Annotated in this window: 18 protein-coding genes; 5 read left to right on the forward strand and 13 right to left on the reverse strand. The window is 67.0% G+C overall.

The features are described 5' to 3' along the window. The 5 genes from PSEWESI4_RS25155 to PSEWESI4_RS10915 all read left to right on the forward strand — a co-directional run. Positions 1-105: hypothetical protein (locus tag PSEWESI4_RS25155; RefSeq protein WP_235978915.1), on the forward strand; the 105-nt coding region annotated here is incomplete at its 5' end. Positions 106-260: 155 nt separating this feature from the next. Further along, on the forward strand, positions 261-1,532 hold the full coding sequence (locus tag PSEWESI4_RS10900) for an OprD family porin (protein ID WP_187671230.1): 1,272 nt from the start codon (positions 261-263) through the stop codon (positions 1,530-1,532). A gap of 70 nt (positions 1,533-1,602) precedes the next feature. Further along, positions 1,603-2,319 carry a histidine utilization repressor gene (hutC, locus tag PSEWESI4_RS10905; RefSeq protein WP_187671231.1) on the forward strand — a complete coding sequence of 239 codons (717 nt, stop codon included), beginning with the start codon at positions 1,603-1,605 and terminating at the stop codon, positions 2,317-2,319. A 97-nt stretch (positions 2,320-2,416) separates the two neighbouring features. After that, entirely contained in the window at positions 2,417-4,048 is a 1,632-nt protein-coding gene (locus PSEWESI4_RS10910) for an NAD+ synthase (RefSeq protein WP_187671232.1), read from the forward strand. Between the two features lie 213 nt (positions 4,049-4,261). After that, entirely contained in the window at positions 4,262-5,674 is a 1,413-nt protein-coding gene (locus tag PSEWESI4_RS10915; protein ID WP_187671233.1) for a hypothetical protein, read from the forward strand. A 78-nt stretch (positions 5,675-5,752) separates the two neighbouring features. On the opposite strand, the gene PSEWESI4_RS10920 is transcribed toward PSEWESI4_RS10915, so the two are convergent. From PSEWESI4_RS10920 to PSEWESI4_RS10980, 13 genes are all read right to left on the reverse strand, one after another. After that, a complete protein-coding gene (locus PSEWESI4_RS10920) occupies positions 5,753-7,201 on the reverse strand; it encodes a rhomboid family intramembrane serine protease (protein WP_187671234.1) in 1,449 nt (482 codons plus the stop codon). A 27-nt stretch (positions 7,202-7,228) separates the two neighbouring features. Continuing rightward, complete coding sequence (locus PSEWESI4_RS10925; RefSeq protein WP_187671235.1) at positions 7,229-7,513, reverse strand: DUF2845 domain-containing protein; 285 nt, start codon at positions 7,511-7,513, stop codon at positions 7,229-7,231. A 196-nt stretch (positions 7,514-7,709) separates the two neighbouring features. Further along, the gene (locus PSEWESI4_RS10930; RefSeq protein ID WP_187671236.1) at positions 7,710-10,679 is read right to left on the reverse strand and encodes a DUF748 domain-containing protein; all 2,970 of its coding nucleotides are present in this window, start codon (positions 10,677-10,679) and stop codon (positions 7,710-7,712) included. 89 nt (positions 10,680-10,768) lie between these two features. Then, positions 10,769-11,785, reverse strand: coding sequence for a class I SAM-dependent rRNA methyltransferase (locus PSEWESI4_RS10935; protein WP_187671237.1), 1,017 nt, complete (start codon positions 11,783-11,785; stop codon positions 10,769-10,771). A 60-nt stretch (positions 11,786-11,845) separates the two neighbouring features. Next, on the reverse strand, positions 11,846-12,724 hold the full coding sequence (locus PSEWESI4_RS10940; RefSeq protein ID WP_187671238.1) for an oxygenase MpaB family protein: 879 nt from the start codon (positions 12,722-12,724) through the stop codon (positions 11,846-11,848). 160 nt (positions 12,725-12,884) lie between these two features. Then, a complete protein-coding gene (gene acs / locus PSEWESI4_RS10945) occupies positions 12,885-14,822 on the reverse strand; it encodes an acetate--CoA ligase (protein WP_187671239.1) in 1,938 nt (645 codons plus the stop codon). A 237-nt stretch (positions 14,823-15,059) separates the two neighbouring features. Further along, positions 15,060-16,724 carry a glucose-6-phosphate isomerase gene (gene pgi, locus PSEWESI4_RS10950; protein ID WP_187671240.1) on the reverse strand — a complete coding sequence of 555 codons (1,665 nt, stop codon included), beginning with the start codon at positions 16,722-16,724 and terminating at the stop codon, positions 15,060-15,062. A gap of 80 nt (positions 16,725-16,804) precedes the next feature. Beyond that, the gene (panD, locus tag PSEWESI4_RS10955; protein WP_187671241.1) at positions 16,805-17,185 is read right to left on the reverse strand and encodes an aspartate 1-decarboxylase; all 381 of its coding nucleotides are present in this window, start codon (positions 17,183-17,185) and stop codon (positions 16,805-16,807) included. A gap of 85 nt (positions 17,186-17,270) precedes the next feature. Continuing rightward, a complete protein-coding gene (gene panC, locus PSEWESI4_RS10960; RefSeq protein WP_187671242.1) occupies positions 17,271-18,131 on the reverse strand; it encodes a pantoate--beta-alanine ligase in 861 nt (286 codons plus the stop codon). After that, a complete protein-coding gene (gene panB / locus PSEWESI4_RS10965) occupies positions 18,128-18,928 on the reverse strand; it encodes a 3-methyl-2-oxobutanoate hydroxymethyltransferase (RefSeq protein ID WP_187671243.1) in 801 nt (266 codons plus the stop codon). The genes panC and panB overlap by 4 nt, the downstream gene beginning before the upstream one ends. 225 nt (positions 18,929-19,153) lie before the next feature. Then, a complete protein-coding gene (gene folK, locus PSEWESI4_RS10970; RefSeq protein ID WP_187671335.1) occupies positions 19,154-19,672 on the reverse strand; it encodes a 2-amino-4-hydroxy-6-hydroxymethyldihydropteridine diphosphokinase in 519 nt (172 codons plus the stop codon). After that, complete coding sequence (locus PSEWESI4_RS10975) at positions 19,647-21,053, reverse strand: polynucleotide adenylyltransferase PcnB (protein ID WP_187671244.1); 1,407 nt, start codon at positions 21,051-21,053, stop codon at positions 19,647-19,649. Before PSEWESI4_RS10975 ends, folK begins: the two co-directional genes overlap by 26 nt. A 683-nt stretch (positions 21,054-21,736) precedes the next feature. Further along, positions 21,737-23,167, reverse strand: a complete 1,431-nt coding sequence (locus tag PSEWESI4_RS10980; protein WP_187671245.1) for a sigma-54-dependent transcriptional regulator — start codon at positions 23,165-23,167, stop codon at positions 21,737-21,739. Between the last annotated feature and the right edge of the window lies 1 nt (position 23,168).

Consider the following 23,168-nt stretch of genomic DNA (forward strand, 5'->3'; position numbering starts at 1 on the left):
ACCAACGACCCGGGTACTGGTGTCATGCGCCACGCCGACGCCGGCTACCAGATCGCCATCGACTGCGCGAAAGAGCAGGGCCTGAACCTGCCGATGATCGACTGAGGCGCCCGCCCCAGGGCTGAGCGGGGCCGCCGCCGGCGGCATTCCGCTCCAGCCGTCCTCCACCTGTCCGTTCGGTCTCCATGGCCGGTCGCGTCGTCCGTCTAGCCGGGCGACGGCCGGTCTTTGTCCGCCACCCGGCGAGGATCAACCCAGTCATGAACAAGACCTATAAAGCACTTTCCCTGCCTCTTGTCTGCGCCGCCATGGGGCAACCTGCCCTGGCCGCCGGCTTTCTCGAAGACTCCAAGGCCAGCCTGCAACTGCGCAACTACCATATCGACCGCGACTACAAGGACGATGGCGCGCGTTCCGCCGTGAGCGAGTGGGCACAGGGCTTCATCTTCAAGTACAGCTCCGGCTACACCCCGGGCACCCTGGGCGTCGGGCTGGACGCCCAGGCCTTCCTCGGCCTGAAGCTGGACTCCGGGGCAGGGCAGAGCGGCACCGGATTGCTGCCGGTGCATGACGATGGCGATGCGGCGGACGAGTATTCGGAACTGGGGCTGACCGCGAAGTTCAGGCTGTCCCGGACCGAACTGTTGCTGGGCACCCAGTACCCGATGTTCCCCATCGCCCTGACGCCCTACACCCGGCTGTTCCCGCAGACCTACCACGGTGGCTCCATCCGCTCGACCGAAATCGACGGCCTGACCCTGCATGCCGGCAAGTTCGACCGGACCAACCTGCGCGATTCCACCGACTACGAAACCATGGGCGTGGCCAGCCCCAACGGCCGCTTCGACCGTACGGCCCGCTCCAACGACTTCCGCTACCTGGGTGGCTTCTACCAGTGGTCGCCGGCGCTGACCCTCAAGTACTTCCATGCCGAGCTGGAGGACCTGTACAAGCAGGACTACCTCGGTTTCATCCACGAGTTGCCGCTGGGCCCCGGCAAGCTGAAGAGCGACCTGCGCTACTTCGATTCCCGCGAGGACGGCGCGGCGCAGGCCGGCGAGGTGGACAGCCGCAGCCTGCACCTGATCCTCGGCTACAGCCTGGGCGCCCATCGCTTCGGCGCCGGCATCACCCACATGAGCGGCGACACCGCCATGCCCTACCTGGCCGGTAGCGATGCGGACGTGATGAGCGAGGGCCTGTTCGGTTCCGACTATCTAAACCCCAACGAGAAAGCCTGGCAGGTCCGCTACGGCTATGACTTCTCCGCCGTGGGGCTGCCCGGCCTGACCGGCAGCCTGAGCTACACCAGGGGCACGGACATCGACTTGCCGGAGCACCTGGGCGGCAGGGACCGCGAGGAGTCGGAGAAACAGGTGGAGCTGGCCTACGTGGTGCAGAGCGGCAGCTTCCAGGGGCTGGGCCTGCGCCTGCGTCATTCCTGGTACCGCAACGACTTCGCCTCCACCGCCAGCTTCCGCGACGAGAACCACCTGAGGATCAACGTCGACTACCGGTTCGATCTGCTCTGAGTCCGCTCCAGGGGCCAATCGTCGGGCGGCGCGCTATTATCCTGCCGTCCGATCCCCCCTAGGAGCTTCTGTGAGCAGCACGACGACCCCCCGTTATCGGGCGATCGAGGAGTTTCTCCTCGAAAGCATCCGTGACGGCGTCTATCCGGCCAACCACCAGATCCCGCCGGAAGAGCAACTGGCCCGCGACTTCGGCGTCAGCCGCATGACCGCCAACAAGGCCATCCTCGAACTGGTGCGCAAGGGCTACCTGATCCGCCAGGCCGGCCTCGGTACCTTCGTCACCGACCGCAAGGCCGAGTCGCCGCTGCACGAGGTGCTGAACATCGCCAGCGAAGTGCGTGGGCGAGGCCACAGCTACAGCAACGACGTGATCCGTTGCGAGGCGGTGGAGGCCGACGACGAGGTGGCCCTGCGCCTGGGCCTGCGCCTGGGCGCCCGGGTGTTCCACAGCATCCTGGTGCACCGCGAGGACGGCGTGCCGATCCAGTTGGAGGACCGCTTCGTCAATCCGCGCTGGGTGCCGCACTACCTGGAAACCGACTTTTCCCTCCACACCCCCAACGAGGTGCTGGTGGCCAGTTGTCCGATCTCCGATGTGGAGCACGTGGTGGAGGCGATGATGGTGGACGCGCAGACCGCCGCCCTGTTGCAGATCGATGGCGAACGCATGCCCTGCCTCAGCGTGATCCGCCGCACCTGGTCGGACGATCACCTGGTCAGCTACGCCCGGCTGATCCACCCGGGGGACCGCTACAAGCTGCGCGCGCTGCACAAGCTGCGCTGAGGGTGGCCGTGCGTTGTTTCCGCCGTAGGCTATGCGGGACAATGACGGCCAGTGTCGTCCGGCCATGGGGCGGGCGCAATCTTGGATGGAGGCGGCGATGAGCCAAACCCTGCGGGTCGTGATGGCCCAGTTGAACCTGCGAGTCGGCGACGTGCACGGCAATGTCGAGCGCATCATCGAGGCAGCCGGCAGCGCCCGCGACGAGCGGCAGGCCGATGTCATCGTATTCCCCGAGCTGGCGCTGTGCGGCTATCCGCCCGAGGACCTGCTGCTGCGTTCGAGCATGCAGCGGCGCATCGAGCAGGGCCTGCAGCGTCTGCAGGACGAAGTGCGCGGCATCTACCTGATGGTCGGCTACCCCTGGCTGGAAGGCGAGGTGCGCTACAACGCCTGTGCGGTGATTGCCGACGGCGAGGTGCTGGCCACCTACTACAAGCAGAAACTGCCCAATTACCGGGTGTTCGACGAGAAGCGCTATTTCGAGCCGGGCGACCAGGCCTGCGTGCTGGACATCAAGGGCGTGCCGGTGGCGCTGACCATCTGCGAGGACATCTGGTTCCCCGAGCCGATGCAGCAGGCCAGGGCGGCCGGCGCGCGGCTGATGCTCAGCCTCAACGCCTCGCCCTTCCACCTCGACAAGCAGCGCGAGCGCGAGGAAGTGCTCGCCGAGCGCAGCCGCGAAGGCGGTATGCCGATCGTCTACGTCAACCAGGTGGGCGGCCAGGATGAACTGGTATTCGACGGCGGCAGTTGCGTGGTCGGCGTCGACGGCCTGATCACCCAGCGCGCGCCGGCGTTCGCCGAAGGACTCTATCCGGTCGACCTGCAATGCGGCGACGAGTCGGTGACTCCGCGCCCGGCCAACTGCGCACCGTTGCCGGAGCTGGAAGCCAGCGTCTACCAGGCCCTGGTGGTCGGCGTGCGCGACTATGTGCAGAAGAACGGCTTCAAGGGCGTGGTGCTCGGCCTGTCCGGCGGCATCGACTCGGCGCTGACCCTGGCGGTGGCGGTGGACGCGCTCGGCGCCGACCGGGTCGAGGCGGTGATGATGCCGTACCGCTACACCGCGCAGATCAGCCTGGAGGACGCCGAGGCCGAGGCCAATGCCCTGGGCGTCACCTACCGGGTGCTGCCCATCGCGCCGATGGTCGAGGCCTTCATGGGTACCCTGGCGCCGGTGTTCGAAGGGCTGGCCCGCGACACCACCGAGGAGAACCTGCAGGCACGCTGCCGTGGCACCCTGCTGATGGCGATCTCCAACAAGAAGGGCTACCTGGTGCTGACCACCGGCAACAAGAGCGAGATGGCGGTCGGCTACGCGACGCTCTACGGCGACATGGCCGGCGGCTTCGACGTGCTCAAGGACGTGCCCAAGACCCTGGTGTTCCGCCTCTGCGAATACCGCAACGAACTGGGCGCGGTGATTCCCCAGCGGGTCATCGACCGGCCGCCGTCGGCCGAGCTGGCGCCGGACCAGAAGGACGAGGACTCGCTGCCGCCGTACCCGGTGCTCGACGAGATCCTCAAGCTGTACATCGAGTACGACCTGTCGGCCAACGCGATCATCGCCGAGGGGTTCGACGAGGACACCGTGCGCCGCGTACTGCGCCTGGTCGACCTCAACGAATACAAGCGCCGCCAGGCCGCGGTGGGCGTGCGGGTGACCCAGCGCGGCTTCGGCCGCGACCGGCGCTACCCGATCACCTCGGGGTGGCGGATCGGCGATTGAGAGGTAGGGGTGCCGCGCGCACCGTTTGGTGGTCCGTAGGATGGGGTGTTCAGGCGGGGGAGTACGACTGATCGTCCGCCCCTCACCCCGGCCCTCTCCCGGAGGGAGAGGGGGCTATGGGGCTGGGGTTCGGCGGTGTATTTGATCGCCACTCCGCGTGAGTCCCCTCTCCCTTTGGGAGAGGGGCGGTATCGATGACAAGGACCTGGCGACATGGAAAAAACGCTCTGCCACTACCATCCCGCACAGCCGGCCACCTGGCGTTGCGCGCCCTGCCAGCGCCACTTCGGTGACTGCTGCGTGCCGCTCAATGCCGATGCCCAGGACGACTATCCGCGCTGCGCGCTGTGCAACGGCCAACTGGAGTTCTTGGGCGCGGCCAACACCGCGCAACCGTTCTGGGAGCGCATTCCGAAGTTCTTCGCCTATGCCCTGCAGCCCGGCCCCCTGGCGGTCAGTGCGATGCTGGCGCTGGCCAGCCTGTTCATGCCGCCTTCCGTGCTGCTCTGGTTCGTGTTGTTCAGCGTGGCGACCAAGTATTTCTATAGCGTCATCGAGGCTTGCAGCCAGGCGGTGACGGAAGCGCCTAGCCTGGTCAGTGCCTTCAGCGGCGACGGTTTCTCGCTGTTCTTCAAGCAACTGGTGGTGTTCGTCCTGGCTTTCGTCGCGCTGTGGCTGGCCGCCGACTTCGACAGCGAGGCGCTGTACTGGGCGGTGACCCTCGGCCTGCTGCTGGTGCTGCCGGCGAGCATCATCCGCCTGGCCCTGGACAAGACCCTGGGCGCGGCGCTGAGCCCCGATGAGATCGGCCAAGTGATCAAGGCCATGGGCTGGCGTTACCTGGTCCTCTGCGCCTTCCTGTTCATCCTCTGGCAGTCGCCGGGCTGGGTCACCTACATGCTCGCCAGCGGCCTGCCCAAGGTGGTGCTGATGCCGGTGGCGGCCTTCCTGTTCGGTTATTTCTCCGTGGTCATGTGCGCCATGATGGGCTATGCGGTGTTCCAGTATCAGGGCGCCCTTGGCTATGTGGTGGACGATGAGGAAGGCCGTGCAGCCTTTCCCGAAGCCGAGTACCTGCGCCGTCGTGCCCTGGCCGAGGCGGAGATACGCGTGAAGGAGGGGCAGGGCTGCCAGGCCCTGGAAACCCTGAAGACGGCGCTGACGCGCACTCCCGAGGACATCAGGCTGAACGAGCGCTTCCACCAGTTGCTGTTCGGCCTCAACGAGCGCCAGCGCTGCCTGCATCACCTGCACCATTACCTGCCGCTGGCGGCGCGCAGCGACCCGGCGCTGGCCGCCACCGCGCTGCTCAATGCCCGGCAGTTGCAGGCGGATTTCCTGCCCGACGACGCGCTGGTCTGCGAGCGCGTCGCCGCCGCGCTGCTCGACCGCCACAAGACCCGCGAGGCGCTGAGCCTGCTGCGCAACCTGCACCAGCGTTTCCCCGGTTACCCGCACATCCCCCGCGCCTACCTGCTGGCGGCGCGTGGCTTCGCCGAGAACCTCGGCCAGATCGAGCCGGCGCGCCAGTTGCTGGCCTTTATCCGCGCGCGTTATCCACAGTCGCCGCTGATCGACGAGGTCGCGACCATGGAAGCGACGCTGGAACGGCTGGCCAGGGTGTAGCCATAGCGCTCCGCTTCAGCCCACCAAATAAGCGACGTAGATGTCATGGTGGGCTGAAGCCCACCCGACGCCAATGCTTTACGAGTTACCCAGGTGCTGGCGGAAGAGCGCCAGGTGCTCGGTCTGCTGGCTGGCGGGGTAGACCCGGTTCAGGAAACGGTTCAGCTCGGTGACCGCTGCCAGGTCGCCGCGGCCGAGTTGCTTGGCCAGTTGCAGGGTCAGCGCCGGGAATTCCTCGGGGTGCTTGTCCAGGCGGCTGAGCCGGCGCCAGGCGTGCAGGGCGGGTTGGGCCTGGCCGGCGCGCAACAGGCCACGCAGCAGGCGGCCCTGCACGGCGGGGTGCTGGAGCAGCGGCTGCTGGGCGCTGTCCTCCGCCACGCGCCGCAGCAGGGCCAGGCTGGCCAGGGATGGCGGCAGGGCGAATATCTGTTTGAGCACGGCGCTGAGCAGGGCCTTGTCCTGGCGGCTGCTGGCCAGCGGATAGAGGCGTTCCAGCAACTCGACCCGTCCCGGATGGCGCTGCAACAGGTCCAGGCCACGCGGGGCCGCCTGGTCCAGGGCGAAGCGGCCGATCATCTGGTCCAGCGCCTGCACCTCGCGCTTGAAGGGCGCGTCCGGGTCTTCCTTGTGCAGGTAGCTTTCGTCCACCCGCAGCCGGCCGATGCGGCGCGGTAGCCAGACGGCCAGGAAGCCGAAGCCCATGCCGCCGAGGTGGGCGTAGTAGTTGACGTGGTCGTCGGCCAGCAGCAGGCCGTACAGCTCCTTGCCCATCCACACCGGCAGGATCCACAGCGCCGGCGCGCGGAAGTAGCCGAACAGCGGCCCCAGCCAGTAGAAGAAGTTGATCCGGCGCAGGCCGTAGACGCCGAGGTACATGCCCATCAGCCCGGAGATCGCCCCCGAGGCGCCGACCCCGGTGATCCACACCGGGTCGAGCGCCCACCAGAGCAGGTGCGAGGCCACGCCGCTGAGCAGGTAGAGGCCGAGGTACAGCCAGCGGCCCAGGGCGATCTCCAGGGCGAAGCCGAACAGGAAGAGGAACAGCATGTTGCCGGCCAGGTGGCCGAAGTCGCCATGCAGGAACATCGCGCCGAACAGCCCTTGCACGCTGAACTGCGCCGGGATGAAGCCGAAGCGGTACAGGCTGATCCGGTCGCGCGCCTCCTCGGCGCGTTGCCGGGCCTGCTGCCAGCCCGGATCGGCCTGGTAGGCCGGGTCGTGGTGGATGCGTTGCTCGAACTGCAGGTCGCTCAGGACCAGTGCCGCCAGTTGCTGGCGCGGCAGCGTGGCGAGCGCGCGCTGCTCGGGGGCGTCCAGTTCCCGGCGGGCGCTGAAGGCCTCCAGGAACAGCGCCCGCTCGCGATTGAGCAGGCCGCCATCGAGGTAGAGCTTGACCGCTTGTTCCTGGCGCTCGCGGTCGCCGCCCTGGTAGCCGAAGTAGATCAGCACGTTGAGCAGGATCAGCAGCAGGGTGATGACCGGCGGTTTCTTCCAGTCCAGCGGGTGTTCGGCGGGGAGGATCAGCATCGCGGCCTTCCTTGGCGTGGGCTGGGATCAGTTGCCGCGCTTGCTGTCGATGTTCTTCAGGCGCCCGCCCTCGAAGCGCAGGAAGTAGATCATGCCGCCGCTGCGAGGGCCGTAGACCCACTCCTCGACTGGCAGGTCGCCACCGCTGGCGTAGCCGACGAAGCTGCGGTCGTTCGGCTTCCCGCACTTGGCGATGACCTCCGAGGTGCGGTCGCCTTCGCTGATGATTCCCTTCTCGCAGCGCAGCGTCGAAGCGCTGGCGTCGCCAAGGGTCAGCAGCAGTGGCAGGGCGAGCAGGGGAAGTGTCTTCATGGTTGGGCATCCTGTCCTGGGGCGTGATTCGGCAAGCCTACCAGTTCCCGGGTTTGCACTCGATATCGGCCATCACATCGCTGCGGCACGGGGTAGGGTGCGCCGAGCGCACCGATGAGGAGGCGACTCCGGTGCTCCGGTGGAGCACCGAGCCTTCCCTCGATGAACGGTGCGCGCGGCGCACCCTGCAAGAGCTCTATTCGCTGTCCAGGTGCAGCGGGGTGGCGACCTTGCCGTCGGCTTCGGCCTGGCCGATGCTGACGTCGAGCAGGTAGATGCGTTCGTCCGGCAGGCCGCCCTTGTCGACCAGGTAGTCCTTGATCGAGGCCGCGCGAGCCTGGGCCAACTGGCGCAGGAGCAGTTGGCTCTCGCCCCAGGATTGCAGGACCGCCTCGCGCATCTTGGCCGTGCGCTCGTCGCGGGACAGTTCCTGCCACTCGGCGGGGGGCTGCTGCTTCAGGCGGGTGCGGTAGATGCCCTCCAGCAGCGGGCCCTGTTCGCTTTCCGGCACTTCCAGTTGCGAGGCCTCGGCTGGCACCGTGTCGCCACGGCGCTGGAGGATCTTGTAGTAGGTGGTCTGGTATTCGCGTTGCAGGCGCTGTTCGGCGAGCAGGGCGCCGTCGCTGCTCTGTGCGCTCAGACCTTCCACTTCCAGGCGCAGCAGCGGGCGTTCCTTGAGCGCCGCCGCCAGGGTGTCGAGCCTGCCCTGGGCCTCGCTGTCCAGGGTCTTGTCGCCGGGGGCGAAGGGCACGTTGCTGAGGTCGACGTCGCTGCCGCCCGTGACCAGGCCGCCGATGAACTTGAAGGGGGCCTGCGCCGCGCGCAGCACCAGGTTGCGCAGGGTCTGCCAGACGATCGGCATGACGCTGAACTGCGGATCGTCGAGGTTGCCGGCCACCGGCAGTTCGATCTGGATCTTGCCGTCGGCATCCTTGAGCAGGGCCACCGCCAGTTTTACCGGCAGGTCCACGGCGTTGGGGCTGTCGACCTTCTCGCCCAGTTGCAACTGCTCGACCACCACCTTGTTCTCGGCCTTCAGTTGCTTCTTCTCGATCTGGTAGTGCAGGTCGAGGCTGACCCGGCCCCGGCGGATGCGGTAGCCGGCGAACTTGCCGGAGTAGGGGGTGAGGGTGGTCAGCTCGACGTTCTTGAAGCTGGTGGTCAGGTCCAGGCTGTCCAGCGGGTCGAAGGGGTTGACGCTGCCGAGGATGCTCACCGGCGCATAGCGGTCCACCCGGCCGCGGATTTCCACCTTGGCCGGCTTTGGATTGCGGTTGTCCAGGGTGCCGATGCGGCCGTTGAGCTGTTCGATGGCGGTGGCGAAGTTCGGGCGCAGGCTGAAGTCGGCGAAGTTGGCCGAGCCGTCGTCGATGCTGATCTCGCCAATGCGGATGCCCAGCGGCTTGCCGGCCGGCTTGGCTTCGGCCTGGCCCTGGGCTTCCGGCTGCGGGATCAGCAGTTCGTTGACGTTGGTGGTCTGGTTCTCGTTGATGACTACCCGCGCGTAGGGTTGCGCCAGGCTGACCCTGGCGATTTCCAGGTGCTCTTCGTGCTGGTAGTCCAGGCCGTCCAGGGTCAGCTTCTGCCATTTGACGAAGTCGCGCTCGCGCAGCGTGTCGAGGGTGTGCAACTGGTCCACCTCGGCGCGGCCGCGCACGCTGAAGGCCAGTGGCTCGGTGCTCTTCAGGTCGACGTCGAGGTTGCTGCCGAGCAGGCCGCTGCGCAGTTCCAGACGGATGAACGGGCTGATGTAGGACTGGGCCACGCGCAGGTCGATGTTGCTGCTGGCGACCTTCAGCCGGGCGCCGACCGGCTCCAGGTTGACTTCGCCCTCGGCGCTCAGCTTGCCCTGCTTGCCCAGCCCGGTGTCGAGCTTGAGGGTGAAGGGCGAGCGGTTGAGGCTGTCGAAGTTACGCAGGTCGAGGTTCAGCGGACCGACCTCCAGCGCCAGCGGTTCGGCCGGCTGGCGGTCGGCGAGGTGGATGCGGTAGCCGCGCAACTGGGTATCGACCAGCAGCACCTGCCAGGGCTTGGCGTCTTCCGCCGGTTTTTTCGGGGCAGGGGCCGGCTTGTCGGTCGCGGCCGGTGTCTTCGCCGTTTCAGCGGCGGGCGTTTCGGCTGGCTTGGCCTTCGGGGCGGGGGCCGGCGATTGCGGGGGCTGGTGCGAGGCGAACAGTTTCTGCCAGTCGAGCTGGCCATCCTTCTCGCGGGCCGCCCAGGTTTCCAGGTTCTGGCTGCGGATCTTGCCGACCACCACCTGCTGCTTGGCCAGGTCGAATCTGGTTTCGCTGACTTCCAGGCGCTCCAGGTTGGCCAGCGGCCGTCCGTCCGGCGTCTTGATGGCGAAGGGCGCGACGGTGACCGCGACATTGTCGAGCAGCAGCTCGGTGCCCTTGGCGAGGTTCAAGCGGTAGTCGGTCGCCAGGCTCACCTTGCCCTTCTCCAGTGCCAGCGGCACGGCGTCGCGCACGTAGGGCCAGAACGCCCGCATGTCGCCGTCGGTGAGTTTGAGATGGCCGCTGGAGGTGATCGGCGTCAGGCTGACCTGGCCCGTCCAGTCGATCTGCCCGCCATAGGGGCCCTTGGCCACCAGGCTCATGTCGGACTGGTCTTCCGGCAGGGTGCTGAGGTTCTTCAGTTCGAGGTTGAGCGAGTCGTAGAGGAATTCCACCGGTTCGCTCGGGCGCAGGTCCTGGAAGTGCAGGCCGCCTTCGATCAGGGCGATGTGGTCGATGCGCAGCGGGAAGGGGTCGCCCGGAGGTTCGTCGGCGGGCTTCGGTTCGCTGGGCGGCAGCTCGAACAACTGGGTCAGGTTGAGCGTGCCGTCCTTGGCGAACAGCACCTCGGTGTGCGATTTCTCCAGTTCGACCGCCGCCAGGTGCAGCGCGCCGGTCCACAGGCTGTCCGCCTGCAGGTTGGCGTACAGGCGCTCGAAGCCGGCCTGCGGCTTCTCGCCTTCGCCGATGCGCAGGCCCCAGAGGGTCAGTTCGAGGCTGAACGGATTGAGTTCGAGACGCTCCAGGCTGGCCGGCACCTTGGCGTACTTGGCCAGTTGCTGGTTGATCACGTGCAGGGCGATCCCCGGCAGGATCAGGAAGCCCAGCAGGCTGTAGAGTCCCAGTGCGATCAGCAGCGCGCCGGCGGCGCGTTTCAATCCTTTGTACATGGCTCGGCGTCATCTTCCTGGCTGAGAAATGCCTAGGAGTATGGCATGGCGATTCGGAGTGGGGGGCCGGCAGTCTGCCGGCATGCCGGTCAGAACTGCAGGATCAGGGTCTTCAGCGGCGGTTGGCCATCCCGCGAAGGGAAGTCCGCCGCGGGCTCCAGAGCCTGGCAATCGCGCGCCGGACGCCCCAGTTTCTCGGCGCAGCGCAGTACCTGGGCGCGCCAATCGGCCATCGCCACCTTCGCCAGGTTGTTGCAGCAGACCAGCGTGCCATCCTCCGCCGTGGCGAGGATCGCCGGCTTGAGCAGGCTCTGGTAGTCGCGCAGCAGGTCGACGGTGCCGAAGGCGCTTTTCGCCCAGGCCGGCGGGTCGAGGAACACCAGGTCGAAGCGATGCGGCTCGAGACGCGGATAGTGCGGCAGCTTCTGCCCGCGTCGCGCGCTCACCGGCAGTCCGGCCAACTGGCGGATGGCCGGGAAGTAGTCGGACTGCACGAACCGCATGGCCGGCAATCGAGGGTTGAGCGCGGCGTTCTCGCGACCGACCGCCAGGTTGCCTTCGGCGAAGTCCAGGTTGACCACTTCGCTCGCGCCGCCGGCCGCCGCGCAGAGGCCGACGCCGCAGGTGTAGGCGAACAGGTTGAGCACCGAGCGGCCGGCGCTGTGCGCCTTGATCCAGCCGCGTGCGTTGCGCAGGTCGAGGAACAGTAGCGGGTCCTGGCCTGGGTGGCGGCCGCGCACCCGGTACTTGAGCCCCCATTCGTGGCCGACCAGGTCTTCCAGCGCGGCGGCTTCGGGCTGGTACACCGGGTCGCTGCGGTCAATACGCGAGTTGCCCCGCGAGCGATCGTTGTAGACCGGCAGCAGGTCGAGACCGAGCGTTTCGCCGACGATGGCGTGCAGTGACAGGAGGTCATCGCGCTCCAGCGGCTGGTGGAAACTCTGCACCAGCAGTTGCGGGCCGTAGCGGTCGACGGTCAGCCCCGGCGCGCCTTCCTGGCTGCCGTGGAACAGGCGGTAGCAGTCGGTGCCCTGCTCGTGCAGTTCGGCGAGCAGCGGGCGACGGGCGTCGAGGGCGGCGCGCAGCGCCTGGTCGAGGGAGGACATGCGCGGCGTCTCGGTAGGAGGGGCGCGCAGTTTAGCAGGAACCCCCTGGAGCCTCGCGACTCAATGCAGCGGCGGCAGCCCCATGCGCCGGCGTGCGCGGTGCAGCGAGCCGTTGCGCACCGCCCAGCGCAACAGCGGCACGCTGCCGTGCACGCCGCCACGGATCAGTCGTCGCTGCAGCGGCGGCTGGTGGAGGTCGAGCATGCCGGCCGCCCAGTCCGGCAGCAGGTCGATGCCGGCGCGCAGCATCAGGGCGGCGTAGGGGCGGGCGAAGGCGCTGGGCGAGGGCGCATCGAGCAGTACGCGGACCACTTCGCGGGTGCGCTCGTCGCAGACCAGTTGCGGCCGCATGGCTTGCAGGTAGTCCGCCACTTCCTGGCGCGAGCGCGGCACATCGCGGGCGCCCAGGCGCTCGGCGACCAGGGCGATCTCGTCGTAGTAGCGGTCCTGTTCGTGGCCCGGGAAGTCGGGGTTGCGGTAGCGCAGGTAGGACTTGAGGAAGCTGCTGACCTCGGCCACGTGCACCCAAGTCAGCAGCCCGGGATCGCTGGCGGCGTAGGGCTGTCCGTCCGGCAGGCTGCCGGTCACGCTCTCGTGGATGCGCCGTACGCGCTCGATGAGCCTTTCCGCATCGGCGCGCGAGCCGTAGGTGGTGCCGGAGATGAACTGGCCGGTGCGGCGCAGGCGGCCGAGCATGTCGGCGCGGAAGTTGGAGTGGTCCCACACCCCGGCCAGCGCCAGGGGATGGAGCATTTGCAGGAGCAGTGCGCCGATGCCGCCGATCAGCATGCTGCTGAAGTCGCCGTGCACTTTCCAGCAGGTCGAGTCCGGGCCGAACAGCCCGGGGTCGCCGGGCGGCGCTTCGAAGTCGATACCACCCAGGGCCAGGCCGGTGAGACTGAGAACCTGGGCTTCGATGTGTTGGCGAAGGGTTTCCATGGGGGATAGCTTCCAGGCTTGAGCAGAGCGCTGCAAGAGCTGGGGGCTTTTGTAGGGTGCGCTGTGCGCACCGACGGGATGGTGCAGGGCCTTTGGCGGTGCGCACGGCGCACCCTGCGGGGGCGTGGTTCCCGCGCGGAGCGTGGGAACCACCGGTCCATCAGGTGTTGAGGCGTTTTTCGATCAGTCCCTCGACCACGCTCGGGTCGGCCAGGGTCGAGGTGTCGCCCAGGGTGTCCAGCTCGTTGCAGGCGATCTTGCGCAGGATGCGCCGCATGATCTTGCCCGAGCGGGTCTTCGGCAGCGCCGGTGCCCACTGGATCAGTTCAGGCTTGGCGAAACTGCCGATCTCCTGGGTGACCATGGCCAGCAGCTCCTGCTTCAGCGCTTCGTCCGGCTCGATGCCTTTCATCGGCGTGACGAAGGCGTAGATGCCCTGGCCCTTCAGGTCGTGCGGATAGCCGACCACCGCCGCCTCGGCCACCGCGTCGTGGAGGACCAGCGCGCTTTCCACTTCGGCGGTGCCGATGCGGTGGCCGGAGACGTTGATCACGTCGTCGACCCGGCCGGTGATCCAGTAGTAGCCGTCCTCGTCGCGGCGTGCGCCGTCGCCGGTGAAGTAGTAGCCGGGGTAGGCGGTGAAGTAGGTGTCGATCATCCGCTGGTGGTCGCCGAACACGGTGCGGATCTGGCTCGGCCAACTGGCCTTGATGGCCAGCACGCCGCTGCCGGGGCCGTCGATCTCCTTGCCCTGTTCGTCGAGCAGCGCCGGCTGCACGCCGAAGAACGGCCGGGTCGCCGAGCCGGGCTTGAGGGCCGTGGCGCCGGGTAGCGGGGCGATCATGATGGCGCCGGTCTCGGTCTGCCACCAGGTGTCGACGATCGGGCAGCGCATCTCGCCGACCACGTGGTAGTACCACTCCCAGGCCTCCGGGTTGATCGGCTCGCCGACCGTGCCGAGCAGGCGCAGGCTGGCGCGCGAGGTCTTCTTCACCGGCTCCTCGCCTTCGCGCATCAGCGCGCGCAGGGCGGTCGGCGCGGTGTAGAAGATGTTCACCTGGTGCTTGTCGACCACCTGCCAGAAGCGCGAGGCGTCCGGGTAGTTGGGCACGCCTTCGAAGATCAGGCTGGTGGCGCCGTTGGCCAGCGGGCCGTAGACGATGTAGCTGTGCCCGGTGACCCAGCCGACATCGGCGGTGCACCAGAAGATGTCGCCGTCGTGGTAGTCGAATACGTACTTGTGGGTCATCGCCACTTGCAGCAGGTAGCCGCCGGTGGTGTGCAGCACGCCCTTGGGTTTGCCGGTGCTGCCCGAGGTGTAGAGGATGAACAGCGGGTCTTCGGCGTCCATCGGCTCCGGCGGGCAGTCGTTGTCTGCCGTGCTCAACGCCTCGTGGTACCAGAGGTCGCGGCCTTCCACCCAGGCGATCTTGCCCTGGGTGCGCTCGACCACCACCACGGTGGAGACGTTCGGGCAGCTCTGCAGCGCCTTGTCGACGTTGGCCTTGAGCGGGATGTACTTGCCGCCGCGCACGCCCTCGTCGGCGGTGATCACGGTGCGGCAGTCGGAGTCGAGGATGCGGTCGCGCAGCGAATCCGGCGAGAAGCCGCCGAACACCACCGAGTGCACCGCGCCGATCCGCGCGCAGGCGAGCATGGCGTAGGCGGCTTCCGGCACCATCGGCATGTAGATGCACACCCGGTCGCCCTTGCTCACGCCGCGCTGCTTGAGCACGTTGGCCAGGCGGCAGACGTGGGAGTACAGCTTGTTGTAGGTGATGTGCGCCGACTCGCTGGGGTTGTCGCCTTCCCAGATGAAGGCGACCTGCTCGCCGCGCCGCGCCAGGTGGCGGTCGATGCAGTTGTAGGCGACGTTCAACTGGCCGCCCCGGAACCAGCTCACCTGGCCTTTGCGCAGGTCCTCGTGACGTACGCTGTGCCAGGGTTTGAACCAGTCCAGGAAGGTATTCGCCTGTTCCGCCCAGAAGGTTTCGGGCTGCTCGACGGACTGCCGGTACAGGCGCTGGTAGTCCTCGTCTTTCAGGTAGGCGCGCTGGCGCACGGCTTCGGGAACCGGATGGGTGGTGATCTCGAACATGGCTTGGGCCTTCTTGTTTTGTTGTCGTTCGCAGTGGGGCTAGGTTGGCCGATGCGGATGCCGGGTTCAACCCCAAGGCAAGCCACCCAACTTTAGACCATCCTGGAAAGCGCGAACCCGGCACTTGGCCGGGTTCACATGAGGGCACGTAGATGCGAGCTCGCTCTTGACGGTGTTCGTTGGGTCCCCGCGAACGCGGGGACCCAGAAAACAACGTGGGCACCCGGACAACAAACATCAACCGCGATGACGGCCCCGGAAGAAGTCGATCAGGCCCTGGGTCGAGGCATCTTCCGCAGCCTGCTCCTCATGGCCGGAGAGGCGCTGGTAGACGCCCTTGCCCAGTTCCTTGCCGAGCTCCACGCCCCACTGGTCGAAGGCGTTGATGCCCCAGATCACGCTCTGCACGAACACCTTGTGCTCGTACATGGCGACCAGCGCGCCGAGCCGGCGTGGGCTGACGCGCTCGAGCACCAGGGTGTTGCTCGGCCGGTTGCCGGGGATCACCTTGTGTGGCGCCAGGCGCTGCACCTCGTCTTCCGGCAGGCTCTTGGCGCGCAGCTCCGCCTCGGCTTCCGCGCGGCTCTTGCCGAGCATCAGCGCCTGGCTCTGCGACAGGCAGTTGGCGTACAGCCAGTGGTGGTGGTCGGCCACCGGGTTGTAGCTGACCACCGGGACGATGAAGTCCGCCGGGATCAACTGGGTGCCCTGGTGCAGCAACTGGTGGTAGGCGTGCTGGCCGTTGCAGCCGACGCCGCCCCAGATCACCGGCCCGGTGGCGCAACCCACCGGGGTGCCATCCTGGCGCACGCTCTTGCCGTTGGATTCCATGTCCAGTTGCTGCAGGTGCTGGGTGATGTTCCGCAGATAGTGGTCGTAGGGCAGGATCGCGTGGCTCTGCGCGTTCCAGAAGTTGCTGTACCAGACACCGAGCAGGGCCAGCAGGACCGGCATGTTGCGTTCGAAGGGCGCGGTCAGGAAGTGCTGGTCCATGCTGTAGGCGCCGGACAGCAGCTCCTTGAAGTTGGACATGCCGATGGCCAGGGCGATCGGCAGGCCGATGGCCGACCACAGCGAGTAGCGGCCGCCGACCCAGTCCCACATCGGGAAGATGTTTTCCTCGTGGATGCCGAACGCCACCGCCGCTTCCTTGTTGCTGGAAACGGCGATGAAGTGCTTGTGCAGCTCGGCTTCCGAGCCGCCCTGGGCCAGGTACCAGCTACGCGCGGCCTGGGCGTTCTTCAGGGTTTCCAGGGTGCCGAAGGATTTCGACGAGACGATGAACAGGGTGGTTTCCGCGCGCAGCCTGGCGGACAGCTCGTGGAATTCGCTGCCATCGATATTGGCCAGGTAGTGGCAGCGCACGCCGCGCTGGGCGAACGGCAGCAGCGCCTCGGAAACCAGTTGCGGGCCGAGGAAGGAACCGCCGATGCCGATGTTCACCACGTCGGTGATCGGCTTCTCGCTGTAGCCGCGCCACAGGCCGTCGTGGATGCGGCCGACCAGCTCGGTCATCTGGCCGAGCACCTGGTGGACCTCCGGCATCACGTCCACGCCGTTGACGACCAGGCGGTCGGCCACCGGGCGGCGCAGGGCGGTGTGCAGCGCCGGGCGGCCTTCCGAGGCGTTGACCGGCTCGCCCTTGAACAGGGCTTCGATCGCCGCCTGCAAGTCGGCCTCGCGGGCCAGGCGTACCAGCAGCTCGCGGGTTTCGTGGTTGATCAGGTTCTTCGAATAGTCGAGGAACAGCCCGCAACCGCTCAGCGAGAAATCCTTGAAGCGTCCGGCATCGCCCGCGAAGGCCTCGCGCATGCTGAAGCCCTGCATCGCCCGGCGATGCTCGACCAGGGATTGCCAGGCGGGCAGTCGGGTTGCGTCGAGTGGTTGTTGGTAATGCGGCATGACCGATTCCTTCGGCTGAAACAAGCTTCGAATAGCAAAAAGCCCGGAACGTTCCGGGCTTGGCGTTTAGCGGATGAGGCTCAGGCCACTTGGACCGGGATGGCGTTGCTGGTGTGGCTCAGTTCGTTGCCCGGTGCCATGTACAGCACGCGTGGCTTGAAGTTGGCCAGCTCGGCCTCGCTGTAATGAGCATAGGCGCAGATGATCAGTCGGTCGCCGACCTTGGCCTTGTGCGCGGCGGCGCCGTTCACGGAGATGATCTTCGAACCTTCCTCGCCACGGATCGCGTAGGTGGTGAAGCGCTCGCCGTTGTCGACGTTGTAGATCTGGATCTGCTCGTACTCGCGGATGCCGGAGAGGTCCAGCCATTCACCATCGATGGCGCAGGAGCCTTCGTAATCCAGCACCGCGTGGGTGACTTCGGCGCGGTGCAGCTTGGCCTTGAGCATGATGGCGTGCATGGCGTTTTCCTCTTCTGGGGGCCACAAACGGCGGCTGAGTGTGCCCGAACCCCGGGGAGTCGATCAAGGTTCGGGTGGTCCGGGATCACGGGGTGTCGGCGAGATCCAGTTCGAGATTGTCGATAAGCCGGGTGTTGCCCAGGAAGGCGGCGGCGGCAATCACCAGGTGACGGTCGTCGACGTGCGCCGGGCGCAGGCTTTCGGCGTGGCAGATCTCCAGGTAGTCGGGGCGGAACCCGGCCGTTACCAGTTGCTCCTTGGCCTCTGCGATCAGCCTGGGGTAGTCGCGGCCACCCTCGCGGATCTCGCCACCCAATTGTTGCAGGGTGCGGTACAGGGCGGGAGCGGCGACGCGCTGCTCGGCGCTCAGGTAGCCATTGCGCGAGGACAGCGCCAGGCCGTCCTCGGCCCGCACGGTGGGCATGCCGAGGACCTGGACCGGCATGTTCAGGTCGCGCACCAGGGTGCGGATCACCGCCAGTTGCTGGAAGTCCTTCTGGCCGAAGATCGCCAGGTCCGGCTGGACCATCTGGAACAGCTTGGTGACCACCGTGGCGACGCCGTCGAAATGGCCCGGCCGGCTGGCGCCGCACAGGCCCTCGGAAACACCGCTGACGTGCACCAGGGTCTGGCCCTGCATGCCGTGGGGGTACATTTCCTCCACGGTGGGCGCGAACAACAGGTCGCAGCCGGCCTCGATCAGCTTCTCCTGATCGGCGGCCAGGGTGCGCGGGTAGCTGGCGAGGTCTTCGCTGGGGCCGAACTGCAACGGGTTGACGAAGATGCTGGCGACCACGAAGCCGGTGCGCTGGGCGGCCTGTTCGACCAGGGCGATGTGCCCGGCGTGCAGGTTGCCCATGGTCGGCACCAGGCCGATGTCCTTGCCCTCGGCGCGCGCCTGGGCGACCGCGGCGCGTAGCTCGCGGACGGTGGTAACGGTGTTCATGCGGAGAATCCGTGCTCGGCGGCGGGGAACGAACCGTCCTTGACGGCTTTGACATAGGCTTCGAAGGCGCCCTGGACGGAGCCCTGGCCCTCCATGAAGTTCTTCACGAACTTCGGCACCCGGCCGGTCAGCGACAGGCCGAGCATGTCGTGCACCACCAGCACCTGGCCGTCGGTGGCGGCGCCGGCACCGATGCCGATCACCGGGATCTTCACCGCCTGGGAGATTTCCGCGGCCAGTTCGCTGGGCACGCATTCGAGCAGCAGCATGGCCGCGCCGGCCTGCTCCAGGGCGATGGCGTCGGCGCGCAACTGGCGGGCCTGGGCGTCGCCGCGACCCTGCACCTTGTAGCCGCCGAACAGGTTGACGGCCTGTGGGGTGAGGCCGAGGTGGGCGCAGACCGGCACGCCGATCTGCGCCAGGCGGGCGATCGGCTCGGCGAGCCAGGCGCCGCCCTCGAGCTTGACCATGTGTGCGCCGGCCTTCATCACCGCAACCGCGTCGGCGTGCAACTGCTGCGCCGATGCGCCGGATTCGAAAGGCAGGTCGGTGACGAGCAGAGCGCCCTGGTTGCCGCGTTTCACGCAGGCGGTGTGGTAGGCCATCTCCTGGACGGTCACCGGCAGGGTGCTGTCGTTGCCCTGGACGACCATGCCGAGGGAATCGCCCACCAGCAGCACCTCGACCCCGGCCTGGCAGGCGGCACGGGCGAAAGTGGCGTCATAGGCGGTGAGCATGGTGATCTTGTCACCTTTCTGCTTCATCTCCTGTAGGGTGGTCACGGTAACGTCAGGCATGAAAATGTTCCTCGATCGGGCCCTTGCGCACCCGGTTGGGGCGGCGGGACGCCTATAGTCCAGATGGGGGGGCGTGAAGTCAATCGCGGGTGTTACCGACCTGTTACCGGCGTTACGGTCAGTTTTGGATGGCTTTTGACCAGTCGCTGGTTGGCCGGGAGGACGTAGGGTGGGCTTCAGCCCACCAGATCGCACGTAGCCGAGTGTGGTGGGCTGAAGCCCACCCTACGGGGTGGCGGGGAGGCGCTCGATGCCTTCGAATGGGCAATCCGCCAGCAAGGCGACGAGCGGTCGGCCGTCGGGCAGGGTCAGGTCCTCGGCGATCTCCGACAGCGGGTAGAGGACGAACGGTCGGGCGTGCATGTGGTAGTGCGGCACGGTCAGGCGCGGCTCGTCGATCGCCCTGTCGCCGAACAGCAGGATATCCAGGTCGAGGGTGCGTGGCCCCCAGCGCTCGGCCTTGCGCTGGCGCCCCTGGTCGAGTTCGATGCGTTGCAGGGCGTCGAGCAGTTCCAGGGGGGCGAGGGTGGTATCCAGCGCCGCGACCGCGTTGACGTAGCGCGGCTGGTCCGGCGGACCCAGCGGGTCGCTGGCGTACAGGGAGGACACCCGGGCCAACTGCGAATGGGGCAGCGCGGCGATCGCCGCGATCGCCGCGCGCAATTGCTCGGCCGGTTCGGCGAGGTTGCTGCCGAGGCCGATATAAACCCGCTCCACCTCACTCTCCCGCTGGCTGGGCGCCATCGCCGCCGCCACGCCGGCGTCGACCGCCACGGCGGCGCTTGCGCGGGGCGCCCGGGGTGTCGCCGCTGTCCTTGGTGGACAGGTCGCGGATCATCTGCCGGCGCGCGCTGTCGCTGACTTCCTGGTAGTCGGTCCACCAGTCGCCGAGGCCGCCGGTGTCGTCGCCGGCGCTCTCCCGCAGCAGCAGGAAGTCGTAGCCGGCGCGGAAGCGCGGGCTTTCCAGCAGCAGGTCGGCGCGCTTGCCGCTACGCCGTGGCAGTCTCTCCTGCATGTCCCAGATCTCGCGGATCGGGATGGTGAAGCGCTTGGGCACGGCGATGCGCTGGCACTGCTCGCTGATCAGCTCGTGGGCGGCTTCCTGCATGGCCGGGATCGGCGGCATGCCGCGCTCCTGCAGGCGCGCGACCCGTGCCGGCAGCGCCGGCCAGAGCAGGGCGGCGAACAGGAAGGCCGGGGTCACCGGCTTGCCCAGCCGGATGCGCTCGTCGGTGTTGACCAGGGCCTGGCGGATCAGCCGGTGGGTGTAGTCGGGGTTCTGTTTCAGCGCGGCCGCACTGGCCGGGAACAGCGGTGCGAACAGTTCGTACTGGCGCAGCAGTTCGTAGGTGCGCTCGGCGTAGCCGGAGAGGAACAGCTTGAGCACTTCGTCGAACAGCCGTGCCGAGGGAATCTCGCGCAGCATCGGCGCCAGGCGGGCGATGGGGGCGGCGGAGTGTTTCTCTATCTCGAAGTCCAGCTTGGCGGCGAAGCGCACCGCGCGCAGCATGCGCACCGGGTCTTCCAGGTAGCGCTGCTCGGGATCTCCGATCAGGCGGATCAGGCGGTTGCGGATGTCGTGGACGCCGCGCGCATAGTCGAGGATGCGCTCGGCCGTGACGTCGAAGTACAGCGCATTGATGGTGAAGTCGCGGCGCTGGGCGTCGTCTTCCAGGCTGCCGTAGACGTTGTCGCGGAGGATCCGGCCGCTCTCGTTGCGTGCCGCCAGCGAGCTGTTTTCCTCTTCCTCGCCTTGCGGGTGATTGGCGCGGAAGGTGGCGACCTCGATGATCTCGCGGCCGAAGTGCACGTGCACCAGCTTGAAGCGGCGGCCGATCACCCGCGCGTTGCGGAATTCGGCACGCACCTGCTCGGGGGTGGCGCTGGTCGCGACGTCGAAGTCCTTGGGCTCGAGGTCGAGCAACAGGTCGCGGACGCAGCCGCCGACCAGGTAGGCCTGGTAGCCGGCCTGTTGCAGGCGCTCGACGACGCTGACGGCGTGGCGACTGATCTTCTGGCCGCGGCGCAGCGGGTGCTGGCGACTGGTCAGCACTTCGGGCGTGGTTCGCGTGTGCTTGGCGCGGCGCAGGGGAGAGCGGAGAGACTGGAACAGCTTCTTCAGCATGGGAGGTTCTGTGTGACGGGCTGAGAATGATCGGCCAGAACGGAAAATGACCGCAGAATTGGCGCGGATTCTAGCATCGTGTCGGGGGAAGGTGTGCGAGGAGGGAGGTAGAAGCTACTGGGGGAGCTTGCGCTCCCCCCCAAATTGGTTCGTGCTTTGTTTTTATTGTTGTATTCGGGCTTGTTGTTTTTGTTTGTCGACCCGTTCCCTCGGCCCAGTGGCTTTGGGAAAAGACTCCCAATCTCGGGAGTCAGTAGCAAACGGATTGCTTTGGAAGCCGATACAGCCGTTCTATCAAGGATCTCAACCAGTGCGGGCGCTGCTTTGTAGAGCAGTTTTGTTGTTCTCTGCCTGGCTGTGGGGCGAACCCCAACGGCTAGTCCTCTCCAAAAGAATCAGTTAGCTGCGTCCCCTGCGTTGTTGTTTTTGTTGTGCCGGAGTCGGTACGTCTTGTTCTTATTGTGTAGGGCATTGCTTGTTATTGTTGTTGTGCCAGAGATAAAGCAGGTGTCGTGCCAGTTTTTTAAAATCCTTTAAAATCAATGGCTTGGTATTTTGGCCCGGGGCGGTGGGTAGAAAAAAGGCCGGGTTTCGTTACCCGATAACCCGACCTTTGTTACGGAATATGAGCAGCGGTAACAGAGCGGGAACCAAATCGCCCGGGTTCTGTCACTGCCGTCGACTCAGTTGTCGACGGCGTTACCGGTCTTGCGGCGCGGGATGCCCAGGCGCTGGCGGCGTTCCCACAGGCACTTGCGGCTGATGCCCAGCTTGCGGGCCAGCTCGGTCTCGGTCATGTGGTCCTGGTGTTCGAGGACGAAGTGCTGGAAGTAGTCTTCCAGGGACAGGTCTTCGGTCGGCTCGTGGGCGTTGCTGCTGGAATGTGCGCTGCTACCGCCGGGGAGGTCGTCGTCCTCCAGGTCGTCCAGCTCGATGTCGATGCCCAGCAGGTCGGCGGAGATTTCCGAGCCCTCGCAGAGGATCACCGCGCGCTCGATGGCGTTCTCCAGTTCGCGGACGTTACCCGGCCAGCCGTAATGGCGGATGGCCTGCTCGGCGTCGTGGCCGAAGCGCAGGTCGCTGCGGCCCATCTGCGCGGCCTGGCGGGTGAGGAACAGCCGGGCGATCTCGATCACGTCGCCGCCGCGCTCGCGCAGCGGCGGCAGCTTCAGGCTGATGACGTTGAGGCGGTAGAACAGGTCTTCGCGGAACTGGCCGATCTTGGCCAGGCTCTTCAGGTCGCGGTGGGTGGCGGCGATCAGGCGCACGTCGACCTTCTGCGACTGCACCGAGCCGACCCGGCGGATCTCGCCTTCCTGCAGCACGCGCAGCAGGCGCGCCTGGGCTTCCAGCGGCAGTTCGCCGATCTCGTCGAGGAACAGGGTGCCGCCGTCGGCGGCTTCCACCAGGCCGGCGCGACCGGCGCTGGCCCCGGTGAAGGCGCCCTTTTCATGGCCGAACAGTTCGGATTCGATCAGGGTTTCCGGGATCGCCGCGCAGTTCACCGAGATCAGCGGCGCCTTGGCGCGTCGCGACAGGTTGTGCAGGGCGCGGGCGACCAGTTCCTTGCCGGTGCCGGATTCGCCCTGGACCAGCACGGTGGAGTCGGTCGGCGCGACCTTGCGGATCTTGCCGTACAGCTCCTGCATGGCGGCGCACGAGCCGATGATGCCGATCTCGCCCTGGCCGGCATCCGCCGTGCGGCCGTTGCCGCGAGTGGCCGCGGGGGCGGCACGTTCGGTGGCCGGCGCGTTCAGGCTTTCCTGGCGTTCGCGAAGGATGCGCGCGACGGCCTGGAGCATTTCATCGTGGTCGAAGGGTTTGGCGATGTAGTCGACCGCGCCCATCTTCATGGAGTCGACCGCCGAGCGCAGGCTGGCGTAGCTGGTCATGATCAGCACCGGAGTGCCCTGGGCGAGCTTGATCAGCTCGGTGCCGGGGGCTCCGGGCAGGCGCAGGTCGCTGACGATCAGGTCGAAGCCGGGAATGCTGAAGCGCTCCTGGGCCTCCTGAACCGAACCGGCTTCGCTGACCTCGTACTGGTTGCGTTCCAGCAGGCGGCGAAGGGCGGAGCGGATGATGGTTTCGTCTTCGACGATGAGGATATGTGGCATG

The organism is Zestomonas carbonaria, assembly GCF_904061905.1.
Taxonomy (GTDB): Bacteria; Pseudomonadota; Gammaproteobacteria; order Pseudomonadales; family Pseudomonadaceae; genus Aquipseudomonas; species Aquipseudomonas carbonaria.